Genomic DNA, 13,904 nt, shown 5'->3' with positions numbered 1-13,904 from the left:
ATGACGAACACCGGCTTCCACGCCATCGAGAGCCGCGCCTTCTACGCCCTGCTGCTGCTCGGCGGTGGGGTCACCGCCGCCGGCCTGGGCGCCGCCCACTACATGGAAGTGCACGGCCACGCCGTCACCGGCATGACCAACCAGGTGGTGTGGGGCCTGCCGCACGTGTTCGCGATCTTCATGATCGTGGCGGCCTCCGGCGTGCTGAACGTCGCCTCGATCGGCTCGGTGTTCGGCCAGACCGCCTACAAGCCGCGCGCGCCGCTGTCGGGCCTGTTGTCGCTGGCGCTGCTCGCCGGCGGCCTGATGGTGCTGATGCTCGACCTCGGCCGGCCCGATCGCGTGATCGTCGCGGCCACGCACTACAACTTCACGTCGGTGTTCGCCTGGAACGTGTTCCTCTACTCGGGCATGGCCGCGATCATCGCGATCTACCTCTGGACGATGTTCGAGCGCAGCCTGAACCGCTACTCGAAGGCCGCCGGCATCGCCGCGCTGGTGTGGCGCTTTGCGCTGACCACCGGCACCGGCTCGATCTTCGGCTTTCTCGTAGCACGCCAGGCCTACCAGTCGGCGCTGCTGGCGCCGCTGTTCATCGTGCTGTCGTTCGCCTGGGGGCTGGCGGTGTTCCTGATCGTGCAGTCGGTGATGTACGCCTGGAACGGCCACACCCTGCCCGAAGAGGTGCGCCGGCGCATGGCGCGGCTGCTCGGCGTGTTCGTGGCGGCCTCGCTCTACCTGGTCGCCGTCTACCACGGCACCAACCTGTACTTCGCGCGGCAGACGGCCTTCGAGGCCTTCATCCTGCTCGGCCGCGGCGACGAGCTCGGCGTCTTCCCGGCGCTGTTCTGGGGTGGTTACGTGGTGGTCGGTGCGCTGCTGCCGATGCTGCTGCTGTTCATGCCGCGCGGCGCGGGTCACAACGGCATGCTGGTGGCCAGCGTGCTGGTGGTGGCCGGCGCCTTTGCGCTGCTGTTCGTCTTCATCGTCGGCGGGCAGTCGTTCCCGCTGGAGATCTTCCCTGGCCACGAGGTGACGAGCAGCTTCGCCGATGGCACGGTCGAGCTGTACCGGCCGCGCTGGCCCGAGTGGCTGCTCGGTATCGGGGGGCTGGGCGCCGCCTTCGTGCTCACGGCGACCGGCATCCGGGCCCTGGACTTCCTGCCGCAGGACGATTTCGCAACGCCCGGCGTCAAGGTCGCGGACTGAGCCGATGGGAACGCCCGGCCTGCTCGTCTCCGCTGCGCACAAGTCGTCGGGCAAGACGACGGTGACGCTCGGCCTGGCCGCCGCGCTGGCGCTGCGCGGCCACCTCGTGCAGCCCTTCAAGAAGGGGCCGGACTACATCGACCCGATGTGGCTGTCGCTGGCCGCTGGCCGCGCCTGCGTGAACCTCGACCCGATGCTGATGGCGCATGCCGAGATCGACAGCTGCTTCGCGCAGCACGGTGCCGGCGCCGGACTGCGCCTGGTCGAGGGCAACAAGGGCCTGTACGACGGCCTGGCGCTGGACGGCAGCAACAGCAATGCGGCGCTGGCCAAGCAGCTCGGCCTGCCGGTGCTGCTGGTGCTCGACGCGCGCGGCATGACGCGCGGCATCGCGCCGCTGATCCTGGGCTACCAGGCCTTCGACCGCGACATCCGCATCGGCGGCGTGATCCTCAACCGCCTCGGCGGCTCGCGCCACGAGGCCAAGCTGCGCGCGGTGATCGAGCACTACACCGAAGTGCCGGTGCTCGGCGCGGTGCAGAACGACTCCCGGCTGGAGCTCGTCGAGCGCCACCTCGGCCTGATGCCCGACCGCGAGATCGATGACGCGTCGGCGCGGGTTCGCGCGATGGGCGAAGTGATCGCAGCGCAGGTGGACCTGCCGCGCATCCTGGCGCTGGCCGCCACGGCGACCACCGCTTCGCTGCCGGTGACGACTCAGCCCGGAATGCAGCAGCGCGGCGGCCTGCGCATCGGCATCGCCCGCGACAAGGCCTTCGGCTTCTACTACCCCGACGACCTGGCCGCGCTCGAAGCCGAGGGCGCGACGCTGGTGCCCATCGACACGCTGCGTGACGCGCAGCTGCCGGCGCTCGACGGCTTGTTCATCGGTGGGGGCTTCCCGGAGCTGTTCATGGCCGAGCTGGAAGCCAACGTCTCACTGCGCACGCAGCTGCACCGCGCCATCGCCGACGGCCTGCCGGTCTACGCCGAATGCGGCGGGCTGATGTACCTGGCGCGCACGCTGAACTGGAACGGCCGCAGCGCGCAGATGGTCGGCGCCATCCCCGGCGACGCGGTGATGCACGAGCGGCCGGTGGGCCGCGGCTACGTGCGGCTGCAGGAGACCGCCGATTTTCCCTGGCCGCGCGACGCCGCGGCGCCGGCCGGCGCGGTGCGCCTGGGCCACGAGTTCCACCACTCCAGCCTGGAGAACCTCGACCCCTCGGTGCCTTTTGCCTACCGCGTACAGCGCGGCCACGGCATCGGTGGCTGCCGCGACGGTGTGCTCGTGCACAACGTGCTGGCCTCGTATGCGCACCTTCGCCACACCGGCGGCAACGACTGGCCGAGGCGCTTCATGGCCTTCGTGCGCGAGGTGAAGCACAGCGAGGGCGCACAGCTCGCCCGGCTGCGGCCGCAGCCTCAGGAGGAGCCCGCATGGTCGACACGCTGAAGGACACGATCCGCGTGGGGAATCGCGAGATCGAGATCGACTCGGAGGGCTACCTGCGGCGCCTGTCCGACTGGTCGGAGGACTTCGCCCGCGCCCTCGCGCAGCGAGAGGGGCTGGCACTCACCGAGGCGCACTGGGAGCTGATCCGCTTCCTGCGCCAGTACTACGCGGAGCATGGCGTGCAGGCGCAGGTGCGCGTGATGATCCGCCACTTCACCGAGGTGTGGGGGCCGCAGCGCGGCAGCAACCACCACCTGCACGAGATGTTCCCGCGCGGCGGGCCGCAAAAGCAGGGCAACCGGCTGGCCGGCCTGCTGCGCACCAAGGGCGAACACTGAAAGGAGATTGGGCATGTTCACGCTGACCGCGGCGGCCGCCGCACGCATCCGTCAAGCCGCCGTCGAGGGCGGCATGGCCGAACTCGCGCTGCGCGTCGCGGCGCGCCGCGAGAACGACGGCTCCATCACCTACGGCATGGGCTTCGACGAGCCTGGCGAGGGCGAGCAGCCTTCGCTGCAGTCCGACGGCGTGACCGTGCTGATCGCCAGCAGCAGCCGGCCGCTGCTGCAGGACACGCAGCTCGATTTCGTCGAGCTCGAGCCCGGCGAGTTCAACTTCATCTTCGTGCCGCAGGCCGCGGCACCACGCGGCAAGTCGGGCTGCGGCAGCTGCAGCAGCGGCGGCTGCGCGACCTGCTGAGAACATCCTTCCAGGAGCCTTCACCATGAACGCCCGCACCGATCTCCCCTTCCCGCTGCTGCCCGTGGGCAAGGTCCATCTCGTCGGCGCCGGCCCGGGCGACCCGGAACTGCTCACGCTGAAGGCGGCGCGGCTGCTGGCCCACGCCGAGGTGGTGGTGGTCGACCACCTGGTCTCGCCCGGCGTGCTCGCGCTGATCGGCGCGCAGGCGCGGCGCATCGACGCCGGCAAGCAGCGCAACCACCACACCCTGAAGCAGCACGAGATCAATGCGCTGCTGGTGCGCCTGGCACGGCAAGGCAAGAACGTGGTGCGGCTCAAGGGCGGCGACCCGTTCATCTTCGGCCGCGGCGGCGAGGAGATGCAGGCGCTGGCTGCCGCCGGCGTGCCCTTCGAGGTGGTGCCGGGCATCACCGCCGCCTGCGGCGTGTCGGCCTATGCGGGCATCCCGCTCACGCACCGCGACCACGCGCAGTCGTGCACCTTCGTCACCGGCCACCTGAAGGACGGTGCGGCCGAGCTCGACTGGGCCGGCCTGGCGCGGCCGAACCAGACGGTGGTGATCTACATGGGCCTGACTGCGCTGGCGCAGATCTGCGCGCGCCTGATCGAACACGGCCTGCCGCCCAGCCAGCCCGCCGCCGTGGTGCAGCAGGGCACGACCCAGTCGCAGCGCATCGTCAGCGGCACGCTGGCCGACCTGGCCGCGCGCGTCGAGGCAGCCGGGCTCTCGTCACCCTGCCTGACCATCGTTGGCGAAGTGGTGCGCCTGCGCGAATCGCTCGAGTGGTTCGAGACGGCGGCGCAGCAGGCGCCGGCCGAAGCGCTGGTCAGCGAGGCGTTCGCCTAGCCGATTCGACCAGGCTGGTGGCCTGCGGCGAGGCGCGCTGCTCGACTGCGAACACCGCCGCTTCGACCCGCGAGTTGAGGTTCAGCTTGGTGAGGATGTGCCGCACATGCAGCTTGACGGTGTCATGGCTGATCTCGAGCGCGCGCGCGATCGTCTTGTTGCTCTCGCCGCGCGCCAGGTGGTCGAGGATCTGGCGCTCGCGCTCCGTCAGCGACGACAGCAGGTCGCGGCGCTCCGGGTCGCCCGGGCCGGCCTGCAGCATCTGCGCGAGCTTGAGCGTCAAAGCCGGCGCCACCGACAGCTCGCCGCGGGCGGCGCGGCCGATGGCGGCGATCACGTCCTCGGGTTCCATGTCCTTCAGCAGGTAGCCCCTCACGCCGGCGCGCAGCGCCGCGGCCAGGTCGTCCTGCGCGTCGCTCATGGTCAGGATCACCGCCGGCGTCTGCACACCCTCGCTGCGGATGTGGCGCAGCAGGCTCAGGCCGTCGGTGGTGGGCATGCGCAGGTCGAGCACCACCAGGTCGGGCTGGTGCTCGCGCAGCAGGCCGACCACCGCGCCCGGGTCGCCGGTGGAGGCGGCCACGGTCATCTGGCCGCGATGCTGCAGCAGGTCGGTCAGGCCGTTGCGGCACAGCGAGTGGTCGTCGACCAGCACGATCTTCAGGCGCGGCTCAGTCATGGCCGGATCCCGAAGTGGCAGGCGTGGAGGTGTTCCAGGCCAGCCGAACCCGCGTGCCACCGCCCGGCCGCGCCTCCACGCTCAGCTCGCCACCCATTCGCACGGCCCGCTCGCCCATGATGCCGATGCCGAAGTGCGAGCCTTCGTCGCATTGTTCGTCGGCGAGCCGCGGCCCGATGCCGTCGTCTTCGACGCGCAGCTCGAAACCCACCGGCCCGCCTTCCAGGCTGATCCAGGCGTGCCGTGCGCGCGAGTGCCGCTCGATGTTGGCCAGGGCTTCCTGCACGATGTGGAACACCTCCGTCTCGACCTCAGTGGACAGGCTCAGCGCCGCCCCCCGCTTGACATAGCTCAGTTCGATCGCGTTGCGCTCGCGAAAGCGCGCCACCAGCGATTCGAGCGCGCGCGCCAAGCCGCGCGAGTCGATGCGGGTGCGGAAGTGGGTCACGATCTCGCGCAGGCTGGCATGGGCCTCGCCGACCGCCTGCCGCACGTCGCCCAGGTACTTCATCGCATGCGGGTCGTCGTGCACGAGCAGCGCGTCCTGCAGCAGCGGCAGGCGCATCTTGACGAAGGTCAGGGTCTGCGCGATCGAGTCGTGGATCTCCGCGGCCATCATCTGCCGCTCGTGCATGACGGTGGCGCGCAGGCTCTCGGCCTCGAGCCGCGCGTTGTCCAGCGCCAGGCCGAGCAGTTCGCCCACCGACTTGAGCAGCGCCATCACCTGCGGCGATGGCTCGGCCTCGCCGGCGAAGAACAGGTTGTAGACGCCGAGCACGCGGCCGCGGTGTTGCAGCGGCACCGCGAGCAGGCGGTGGCACTCCTGGCCGAAGAAGGCCGTGGCGCCGCGGGCCGCGCAGGCGCCCAGCTCGGTGGCCCAGACGATGCGGTGCCCGTCGGCGGCGGTGCCGCACACGCCGCAATGGCGGTCCACCGACTGCTCGGCGCGGCACACCGCGTCGGGCAGGCCGATGGCGCTGACCATCTGCAGCCGCTCGCCGCTGTCCGACAGCAGGCGCACCGCACCGGCCTGCGCGCCGGCCAGCGTGACGATGGGATCGAGAAAGCGCTCGAGCAGCGCACGCAGGTCCTGGCCTTCCGACAGACCGGCCGTGATCTGCACGAGCAGGTCCGTGCCGGCGGGCCGGGCGAACTCGGCCGTGGCAGTCGATGAGGGCGTTCGAGACAGGGTCATGGGTACCGCGGCGAGCCCGACTGCGCTGGCGCCACGTTGTCGAAAGTGGGCCGATTGAAGCGCTTTTGCAAGGCCTGCGCCATCGGGCCTCACCCTATACCCTGTATGGTATGTGACGAATCGCAATGCAAGGCGATGTCGCGCCCCCGGCGCAGCGCCCGCGCCGGCATCCCCCATATGGGTAGGTGGTCATTACCCGTCCCGGCTATAGACGCTCGCGGGGCCCCTTGCGCCTAATCGACCGGCAGTCAAAACCCGATTCACGACAGGTGTATCGGACCCGATCAATCCGGCGGTTCGGCCTCCGGGTGAAGAGACATCGATGCCGGCCCAACCGCTTCACGATCCGACCGCCCCTCCCATTGCGGATGCACGCACGCAGGTCAAGACCACCACGTGCTACATGTGCGCGTGCCGCTGCGGCATCCGCGTGCACCTGCGCAACGGCGAGGTGCGCTACATCGAGGGCAACCCCGAGCACCCGCTGAACAAGGGCGTCATCTGCGCCAAGGGTTCGTCGGGGATCATGAAGCAGTACTCGCCGGCGCGCCTGACCCAGCCACTCAAGCGCAAGCCCGGCACCGAACGCGGCGCCGGCGAGTTCGTCGAGATCGACTGGGACGAGGCCTTCTCGATGCTCGAGGAGCGGCTGCGCCACCTGCGCGCCACCGACCCGAAGAAGTTCGCGCTGTTCACCGGGCGCGACCAGATGCAGGCGCTGACCGGCCTGTTCGCGCGCCAGTTCGGCACGCCCAACTACGCGGCGCATGGCGGCTTCTGCTCGGTGAACATGGCCGCCGGCATGATCTACACGATCGGCGGCTCGTTCTGGGAGTTCGGCGGCCCCGACCTCGACCGCGCCAAGCTGTTCGTGATGATCGGCACGGCCGAGGACCACCACAGCAACCCGATGAAGACGGCGCTGTCGAAGTTCAAGCGCCAGGGCGGCAAGTTCATCGCCATCAACCCGATCCGCACCGGCTATGCCGCTATCGCCGACGAATGGGTGCCGATCAAGCCGGGCACCGACGGCGCGCTGCTGCTGGCACTCATCCACGAGATCATCGCGCTGGGCCTGTACGACCGCGACTTCCTCGCGCGCTACACCAACGCCGGGCAACTGGTGAACCAGGACGAGGCCAGCGACGACTTCGGCCTGATGCTGCGCAACGCCGAGGGCGACCTGGTCAACCCGCTGCGACCGGCCAACTTCTGGTGGTGGGACCGGCACGCCCAGAAGCCGGTGGCCGACCACGCGGAAGGCGCCGACCCGGCGCTGCTCGGCCGCTTCGCGATGCCCGACGGCACGAGCGCGGTGCCGGCGTTCCAGCTGCTCGAAGAACGCGTCAAGCCCTACACGCCCGAGTGGGCCGCGGGCATCACCGGCATCCCGGCGTCGACCATCCGCCGCCTCGCGCAGGAGATGGGCATCACCGCGCGCGACCAGAAGATCGAGCTGCCGATCGCCTGGACCGACTGCTGGGGCAAGAAGCACGACACGGTGACGGGCAACCCGGTGGCCTTCCACGCCATGCGCGGGTTGGCGGCGCACAGCAACGGCTTCCAGACGATCCGCTCGCTGGCCATCCTGATGAGCCTGCTGGGCACGATCGACCGTCCCGGCGGCTTCCGCCACAAGGCGCCCTACCCGCGCGCGGTGCCGCCGAACGCGCGGCCGCCGAAAGGTCCCGAGGCGGTCAAGCCGGACACGCCACTGAACGGCGCACCGCTGGGCTGGCCGGAGAGCCCCGACGACCTGTTCGTCGATGCCAAGGGCGAGCCGGTGCGCATCGACAAGGGCTTCTCCTGGGAGCACCCGCTGTCGGCGCACGGGCTGATGCACAACGTCATCACCAACGCCTGGCGCGGCGACCCGTACCGCATCGACACGCTGCTGATCTTCATGGCCAACATGGCCTGGAACTCGACGATGAACACGTCGGAGGTCCGCAAGATGCTCAACGACAAGGGCGAGGACGGCGAATACAAGATCCCGTTCCTGGTCGTGTGCGATGCGTTCCACAGCGAGATGACGGCCTTTGCCGACCTGCTGCTGCCCGACACCACCTACCTCGAGCGGCACGACTGCATGTCGATGCTGGACCGGCCGATCAGCGAGTTCGACGGGCCGGTCGACTCGGTGCGCATCCCGGTGCTGCCACCCACGGGCCAGTGCAAGCCCTTCCAGGAGGTGCTGGTCGAGGTGGCCGGGCGCCTGAAGTTACCCGCCTTCGTCAACGCCGACGGCTCGCGCAAGTACCGCAACTACCCCGACTTCATCGTCAACTACGAGACCGCGCCGGGCTCGGGCATCGGCTTCCTCGCCGGCTGGCGCGGCAAGGGCGGCGAGAAGGCGATGCGCGGCGAGCCGAACCCGCGGCAGTGGGAGATGTACGAGAAGAACAACTGCGTCTTCCAACACCACCTGCCGCCCTCGCTGCAGTACATGCGCAACTGGAACCAGGGCTACATGGACTGGGCGCAGCAGGCCGGCCTGCGACGCGACCGCGATCCCATCGTCATCCACATCTACTCGGAGTTCCTGCAGCGATTCCGCCTCGCGGCGCAGGGCAAGCACAAGGGCAAGCAGCCGCCCGACCGACTGCGAGCGCGCGTGCAGACCTACTTCGACCCGCTGCCCTTCTTCTACGCGCCGCTGGAGCAGCAGGCCACCGACACCACCAAGTACCCGCTCAACGCGGTGACGCAGCGGCCGATGGCGATGTACCACTCGTGGGACTCGCAGAACGCCTGGCTGCGGCAGATCCATACGCACAACTACCTGTTCGTCAACACGCGCACCGCCTGCGCCGCCGGCATCGCCGACGGCGGCTGGATGTGGGTCGAGTCGCCCTGGGGCAAGGTGCGCTGCATGTGCCGGCACAGCGAGGCCGTCGAGCCCGGCACGGTGTGGACCTGGAACGCCATCGGCAAGCAGTCCGGCGCCTGGCACCTGGAGCCCGGCGCGAACGAGTCGCGCAAGGGCTTCCTGCTCAACCACCTGATCAGCGAGGAGCTGCCCGCGGCCGCCGGCGGCACCGCGCTGTCGAACAGCGACCCGATCACCGGCCAGGCCGCCTGGTACGACGTGCGCGTGCGCATCTACCCGGCGCAGGCCGGCGAGCCCGAGGAGAGCTGGCCGCAGTTCGACACCCTGCGTGCCGTGCCCGGCATGGGCGCTACGCCGAAGAAGCGCCAGGGCTGGATGGCCGGCCGCATGCGGAGCAAGCCATGACGCAACTGGCGCTCGTGATCGACCTGAACGTCTGCGTCGGTTGCCACGCCTGCGTGACGAGCTGCAAGCAGTGGAACACCTCCGGCTCGGCCGGCCCGCTGACCGACGACAACCCCTACGCCGCCGACCCGAACGGCACCTTCTTCAACCGCGTGCAGACCTTCGAGGTCGGCCAGTACCCGGCCACGCAGACGGTGCATTTCCCGAAGAGCTGCCTGCACTGCGAAGACCCGCCCTGCGTGCCGGTGTGCCCCACGGGCGCCAGCTACAAGCGCGCGGAAGACGGCATCGTGCTGGTCGACTACGACAAGTGCATCGGCTGCAAGTACTGCAGCTGGGCCTGCCCCTACGGCGCGCGCGAGTTCGACGAGGACCGCAAGGTGATGACCAAGTGCACGCTGTGCGTGGACCGCGTCACCGACAAGGCCCTGCCCGAGGCGCAGCGCAAGCCGGCCTGCGTGCTCGCCTGCCCGAGCGGCGCGCGGCTGTTCGGCGACATCCACGACCCGCAGTCCAACGTGTCGGTGGCCATCACCGAGCGGGGCGGCTACCCGCTGATGCCCGAGTGGGGCACGCGGCCGGCCAACCACTACCTGCCGCGCCGGCGCACGCAGATCACGCTGCACGCCGAAGACCTGCAGCGCCAGGCCAACCCGCTGAAGCTCGACGGCAAGCAGCCCGAGCCCGCGCACCTCGAGCCCGGGCGCGAAGACTTCGCGACCTGAACGCCGCCATGCAACCTGCCTACTCCGTCATCTTCCTCACCGTGCTGATCGGCGCCGGCCAGGGCCTGTTCCTGGCGCTGTATGCCTGCGAGCTGGCCGGCTTCGGCGCGGCCGCCGGGGACCGCACGATGCTGGCCGGCGGCGCCGCCGTCGCGCTGGTGTTCAGCGGTCTCGGCCTGCTCGCTTCGTTCTTCCACCTCGGCCATCCGGAGCGCGCCTGGCGTGCCGCGGCGATGTGGCGCACGTCGTGGCTGTCGCGCGAGGTGATCGCGCTGCCGCTGTTCATGGCCGGGCTGTTCGCCTGGGGTCTGGCGCATGCGCTCGGCGCCCCCGGAACGCGCTGGCTCGGTGCGCTGGCCGCCGTGCTGTGCCTCGCGCTGTACGTCTGCACCGCGATGGTCTACGCCTCGGTGCGCTTCCTGCAGGAATGGGCCAGCCCGCTGACGCTGGTGAACTACCTGCTGATCGGCTGTGCCAGCGGCAGCACGCTGGCCGCCGCGCTGGCGAGCTTCGCGGCGCCTTCGCTGGTGGATCCGCTGGCCCTGGCTGCGTTGCTGCTGACGCTGGCGGCGCTGATCGGCCGTGCCGCCGCGCTGCTGCGCAACGCCGCCCTCAAGCCGCGCTCGACGCTGCAGACGGCCATCGGCATCAAGCACCCGGTCATCGTGCAGCGCGCCCAGGGCTTCATGGGCGGCTCGTTCAACACGCGAGAGTTCTTCCACGGCCGCAGCGCCGGCGTGCTGCGCTCGGTGAAGTGGTTCTTCCTCGCCGCGGGCTTCGTGCTGCCGGCGGCCATGCTGCTGGCGCTGCCGCCCTCGGGCACGGTGCTGCTGGCCGCCGTGCTGGTCCAGCTCGCCGGCCTGCTCGCCGAGCGCTGGTTCTTCCTCGCGCAGGCCAATCACCCGCAGAACCTGTACTACCAGGCCATCTCCTGATGAGACGCCTGCACCTGCCCGCTCCAGCCCGCCTGTTCGGCCTGCTCCTGCTGCTGTGCGTGGCCGCGCCGGCGCACGCCGCGGGTGCCGACACGTCAGCCATGCCCTGGTGGTTCTGGCCGATGGCGCTGTTCGGTGCCTGCTTCCTGATGGGCATCGTCGCGGTGCCTGCGGGCATCGGCGGCGGCACGCTGTTCGTGCCCATCGTCGGCGGATTCTTTCCCTTCCACCTCGACTTCGTGCGCGGCGCAGGTCTGCTGGTGGCGCTGGCCAGCGCGCTGGCCGCCGCACCCATGCTGCTGCGCGGGGGCCTGGCCAGCCTGCGCCTGGCCCTGCCGCTGGCGCTGCTCGCCTCGGCCAGTTCGATCGGCGGCGCACTGCTCGGTCTGGCGCTGCCGGTGGCGGCGGTGCAGACGGCGTTGGGCGTGACGGTGCTCTCCATCGTCGCGCTGATGGCGGTGTCGAAGAAGTCGGAGTTCCCATTGGTCACCGCACCCGACCGCCTGTCCAGCGCACTGGCGCTCAACGGTGTGTTCGTCGACGGCGCCAGCGGCCGGCGAGTCGACTGGCAGGTGCATCACACGCCGGCCGGGCTGGTCGTGTTCCTCGGTATCGGCGTGCTGGCCGGCATGTTCGGCATCGGCGCCGGCTGGGCTAACGTGCCGGCACTCAACCTGCTGATGGGTGCGCCGCTGAAGGTCTCCGCGGGCACCTCGGGGCTGGTGCTCTCGCTGGTCGACTCCTCGGCCGCCTGGGTCTACGTGAACAAGGGCGCGGTGCTGCCAATGATCGCGGTGCCCTCCGTCGTGGGCATGATGCTCGGCGCAAAGATCGGCGCGCGGCTGCTCAACGTGCTCAAGGGCGTGGTGATCCGCCGCATGGTGATCACCGTGCTGCTGTTCGCCGGGCTGCGCGCGCTGCTCAAGGGCACGGGGGTGTGGGCATGAAGCCGGTCGAGCAAGGCGTGACCGGCTACGACCCGAGCGTCGTCACGCAGCCGGCCGAGCAGCTGCGCTACGCACTCTGGCTCGACTGGGGCACCCGAGTCGGTCTGGCCGTACTGGTGCTGGTGTTCCTCGCCTACGGCGTGGGGCTGACCACGCCGCACGTGCCGCACTCGCGCCTGCCCGAAGTCTGGAACCTGCCGGTGAGCGAGTTCCTCGTCGCCACCGGTCTGCCCACCGGGTGGGGCTGGCTCGCCCATGCGCACCGCGGCGACATTGCCAACCTGATCGGCATCGCGCTGCTCACCGGCAGTTCGCTGCTCGCGCTGCTGGCGATGCTGCCCCTGTACGCCCGGCGCGGCGACCGTATCTACGTCGGCCTCGGGCTGGCGCAGATCGCCGTGCTGCTGCTGGCCGCCTCCGGCGTGCTGACGGCGGGCCACTGAAGGCCCGACAGCGATGACGCACGCCTTCATGCAGTTGCTGCTGGCCACCGAACATTCGGAGCAGGACGCCGGCGCCGAGGCACTGGCCTTCGCGATGGCCCAGCGCTGCGGGCTGCCGCTGGCCGCAGTGCTGCCGATCGTCAGCAACCCGGAGTACGAGGCCCTGGCGCCACAGCTGGCCGCGCACACCGAAGCGCAGGCCGGGCAGCGCATCCAGGCGCTGCTCGCCGACGCGCAGCGCGCCGGCATCGTGCTCGAGCTGCAGGCGCGCCGCGGGCCGGAGCCCTACCGCGAGATCGTCGACGAGGCCCGAGCGCGCGCGGCGGACCTGCTGGTGATCCGCCGTCGCGGCAAGCGCGGCCTGCTCGCCAACCTGCTGGTGGGCGACATGGTGCGCAACGTGGTGACGCATTCGCCCTGCAGCGTGCTGGTGGTGCCGCGCGCTTCGCGGATGTGGACGCGCCGCGTGCTGGTCGCGCTGGACCCGTCCACCGCCGACATGACACCGGTGGCCACGGCGGCCGCCATCGCCGCCGAGTGCGGGTTGCCGTTGTCGGTGCTGTGCGTCACCGAGCCGGCCGCCGACGCGATGCAGCTCGCCGAACGGGCGCTGCAGAAAGCCTGGTCGACCGGCCGCGCCTTCGGCGTCGCCGTCGATGCGGTGACGCGGGTGGGCCGGCCGCACGAGCAGATCGTTGGCGCCGCGCAGCAGCTCGGCGCCGACCTGATCGTCATCGGCCGCCACGGCGGCGACAGCCTGTCGCGCGCCTGGCTGGGCGGCGTGGCGCAGAAGGTCATCGGCCTGGCCGAGGAGCCGGTGCTCGTCGCGGTGACTTCCATCTCTCCTCCAGGAGCCAATGCATGAGCGACGCGCTCGCCTACCTCGTCAAGGCCCGCCCCGATGCAGTGGGCCACTACTTCCAGTTCCTCAAGGAATGCGGCAAGCACCTCGACCCGAAGACACGCGACCTCATCTCGGTGATCACCAAGGTGCATGCGCAGACCGAGCGCGGCTTCCGCCAGTACCTCAACCGGGCGCTGCGCGACGGCTGCACGCCGATGGAGGTGCTGGACGCGCTGCTGATGGCCTTCCCGGCGCTGGGCCTGGCGAAGATCGTCTGGGCAGTGGACATCATCCTCGAGATGAACCTGCCGGGCTTCAGCCCCGAGGCACTGCACGGCGAGACGGCGTGGCACGACGTCATCGGCAGCGGCGAGCTCGCCAGCGGCGAAACGAAGCGCGTCGACTGCGACGGCCGCGCGCTGTTCGTGCACCGTGCCGGCGACGACTGGCGTGTCTACGACAGCCGCTGCCCGCACCAGACCACCGACATCCCGCACCTCGCGCTGGAAGGCCACACGCTGACCTGCCCGAAACACCAGTGGGCCTTCGACATCCGCAGCGGTGAGTGCACGGCCAAGGGCAACACCCCTCTGCGGCGCTGGCCGAGCAAGCTCGAACAGGGGCGCGTGATGGCCCGCTGGTGACCGATCCCGACGAGAGCACAGATCACCGATCACATGACGACAG

14 protein-coding genes are annotated in these 13,904 nt (G+C 70.3%); 12 read left to right on the top strand and 2 right to left on the bottom strand.

Annotated features, from left to right (window positions below; all coding sequences use genetic code 11):
• From nrfD to cobA, 5 genes are read left to right on the top strand one after another with little or no spacing between them, the layout of a single operon-like run.
• Window positions 1–1,209, top strand: coding sequence for an NrfD/PsrC family molybdoenzyme membrane anchor subunit (nrfD, locus tag HZ992_RS08985; RefSeq protein ID WP_209386318.1), 1,209 nt, complete (start codon window positions 1–3; stop codon window positions 1,207–1,209).
• A 4-nt stretch (window positions 1,210–1,213) separates the two neighbouring features.
• Window positions 1,214–2,665 (top strand): cobyrinic acid a,c-diamide synthase CobB, encoded by a 1,452-nt coding sequence (locus tag HZ992_RS08980; RefSeq protein WP_209386317.1) that lies wholly within the window; start codon window positions 1,214–1,216, stop codon window positions 2,663–2,665.
• On the top strand, window positions 2,650–3,003 hold the full coding sequence (locus HZ992_RS08975; RefSeq protein ID WP_209386316.1) for a TusE/DsrC/DsvC family sulfur relay protein: 354 nt from the start codon (window positions 2,650–2,652) through the stop codon (window positions 3,001–3,003). Before HZ992_RS08980 ends, HZ992_RS08975 begins: the two co-directional genes overlap by 16 nt.
• Before the next feature lie 13 nt (window positions 3,004–3,016).
• Window positions 3,017–3,364, top strand: coding sequence for an iron-sulfur cluster assembly accessory protein (locus tag HZ992_RS08970; protein WP_209386315.1), 348 nt, complete (start codon window positions 3,017–3,019; stop codon window positions 3,362–3,364).
• Window positions 3,365–3,389: 25 nt separating this feature from the next.
• Complete coding sequence (cobA, locus tag HZ992_RS08965; RefSeq protein WP_209386314.1) at window positions 3,390–4,214, top strand: uroporphyrinogen-III C-methyltransferase; 825 nt, start codon at window positions 3,390–3,392, stop codon at window positions 4,212–4,214.
• Here cobA and HZ992_RS08960 read toward each other — a convergent pair.
• Entirely contained in the window at window positions 4,195–4,893 is a 699-nt protein-coding gene (locus tag HZ992_RS08960) for a response regulator (protein WP_209386313.1), read from the bottom strand. The two genes, cobA and HZ992_RS08960, sit on opposite strands and share 20 nt — an antisense overlap.
• A complete protein-coding gene (locus HZ992_RS08955) occupies window positions 4,886–6,088 on the bottom strand; it encodes a GAF domain-containing sensor histidine kinase (protein ID WP_209386312.1) in 1,203 nt (400 codons plus the stop codon). The genes HZ992_RS08960 and HZ992_RS08955 overlap by 8 nt, the downstream gene beginning before the upstream one ends.
• A 322-nt stretch (window positions 6,089–6,410) precedes the next feature.
• Here HZ992_RS08955 and HZ992_RS08950 point away from each other — a divergent pair, with 322 nt between their 5' ends.
• The 7 genes from HZ992_RS08950 to HZ992_RS08920 are packed head-to-tail and all read left to right on the top strand — an operon-like array spanning window position 6,411 to window position 13,861.
• Entirely contained in the window at window positions 6,411–9,323 is a 2,913-nt protein-coding gene (locus HZ992_RS08950; RefSeq protein ID WP_209386311.1) for a molybdopterin oxidoreductase family protein, read from the top strand.
• Window positions 9,320–10,048 carry a 4Fe-4S dicluster domain-containing protein gene (locus HZ992_RS08945; protein ID WP_209386310.1) on the top strand — a complete coding sequence of 243 codons (729 nt, stop codon included), beginning with the start codon at window positions 9,320–9,322 and terminating at the stop codon, window positions 10,046–10,048. The genes HZ992_RS08950 and HZ992_RS08945 overlap by 4 nt, the downstream gene beginning before the upstream one ends.
• Window positions 10,049–10,056: 8 nt before the next feature.
• Window positions 10,057–10,983, top strand: a complete 927-nt coding sequence (locus HZ992_RS08940; RefSeq protein WP_209386309.1) for a dimethyl sulfoxide reductase anchor subunit family protein — start codon at window positions 10,057–10,059, stop codon at window positions 10,981–10,983.
• Window positions 10,983–11,930, top strand: a complete 948-nt coding sequence (locus tag HZ992_RS08935; protein WP_245213402.1) for a sulfite exporter TauE/SafE family protein — start codon at window positions 10,983–10,985, stop codon at window positions 11,928–11,930. The genes HZ992_RS08940 and HZ992_RS08935 overlap by 1 nt, the downstream gene beginning before the upstream one ends.
• Window positions 11,927–12,373 carry a hypothetical protein gene (locus tag HZ992_RS08930; protein WP_209386308.1) on the top strand — a complete coding sequence of 149 codons (447 nt, stop codon included), beginning with the start codon at window positions 11,927–11,929 and terminating at the stop codon, window positions 12,371–12,373. The genes HZ992_RS08935 and HZ992_RS08930 overlap by 4 nt, the downstream gene beginning before the upstream one ends.
• A 13-nt stretch (window positions 12,374–12,386) precedes the next feature.
• Window positions 12,387–13,238, top strand: coding sequence for a universal stress protein (locus HZ992_RS08925; protein ID WP_209386307.1), 852 nt, complete (start codon window positions 12,387–12,389; stop codon window positions 13,236–13,238).
• The gene (locus HZ992_RS08920) at window positions 13,235–13,861 is read left to right on the top strand and encodes a Rieske 2Fe-2S domain-containing protein (protein WP_209386306.1); all 627 of its coding nucleotides are present in this window, start codon (window positions 13,235–13,237) and stop codon (window positions 13,859–13,861) included. The genes HZ992_RS08925 and HZ992_RS08920 overlap by 4 nt, the downstream gene beginning before the upstream one ends.
• Window positions 13,862–13,904 lie beyond the last annotated feature (43 nt).

This window comes from Rhizobacter sp. AJA081-3, from assembly GCF_017795745.1.
Taxonomy (GTDB): Bacteria; Pseudomonadota; Gammaproteobacteria; order Burkholderiales; family Burkholderiaceae_C; genus Piscinibacter.
The sequence above is the reverse complement of the archived record's forward strand: the minus strand, read 5'-3'. Positions and strand labels throughout refer to the sequence as shown.

Excerpts from the sequence above, each read along its gene's own strand:
- HZ992_RS08920 (WP_209386306.1), top strand. The coding sequence starts at position 13,235 with ATGAGCGACGCGCTCGCCTACCTCGTCAAGGCCCGCCCCGATGCAGTG.
- HZ992_RS08925 (WP_209386307.1), top strand. The coding sequence starts at position 12,387 with ATGACGCACGCCTTCATGCAGTTGCTGCTGGCCACCGAACATTCGGAG.
- HZ992_RS08930 (WP_209386308.1), top strand. The coding sequence starts at position 11,927 with ATGAAGCCGGTCGAGCAAGGCGTGACCGGCTACGACCCGAGCGTCGTC.
- cobA (WP_209386314.1), top strand. The coding sequence starts at position 3,390 with ATGAACGCCCGCACCGATCTCCCCTTCCCGCTGCTGCCCGTGGGCAAG.
- HZ992_RS08980 (WP_209386317.1), top strand. The coding sequence starts at position 1,214 with ATGGGAACGCCCGGCCTGCTCGTCTCCGCTGCGCACAAGTCGTCGGGC.
- HZ992_RS08940 (WP_209386309.1), top strand. The coding sequence starts at position 10,057 with ATGCAACCTGCCTACTCCGTCATCTTCCTCACCGTGCTGATCGGCGCC.
- HZ992_RS08950 (WP_209386311.1), top strand. The coding sequence starts at position 6,411 with ATGCCGGCCCAACCGCTTCACGATCCGACCGCCCCTCCCATTGCGGAT.
- HZ992_RS08960 (WP_209386313.1), bottom strand. The coding sequence starts at position 4,893 with ATGACTGAGCCGCGCCTGAAGATCGTGCTGGTCGACGACCACTCGCTG.
- HZ992_RS08975 (WP_209386316.1), top strand. The coding sequence starts at position 2,650 with ATGGTCGACACGCTGAAGGACACGATCCGCGTGGGGAATCGCGAGATC.
- nrfD (WP_209386318.1), top strand. The coding sequence starts at position 1 with ATGACGAACACCGGCTTCCACGCCATCGAGAGCCGCGCCTTCTACGCC.
- HZ992_RS08935 (WP_245213402.1), top strand. The coding sequence starts at position 10,983 with ATGAGACGCCTGCACCTGCCCGCTCCAGCCCGCCTGTTCGGCCTGCTC.
- HZ992_RS08970 (WP_209386315.1), top strand. The coding sequence starts at position 3,017 with ATGTTCACGCTGACCGCGGCGGCCGCCGCACGCATCCGTCAAGCCGCC.
- HZ992_RS08945 (WP_209386310.1), top strand. The coding sequence starts at position 9,320 with ATGACGCAACTGGCGCTCGTGATCGACCTGAACGTCTGCGTCGGTTGC.
- HZ992_RS08955 (WP_209386312.1), bottom strand. The coding sequence starts at position 6,088 with ATGACCCTGTCTCGAACGCCCTCATCGACTGCCACGGCCGAGTTCGCC.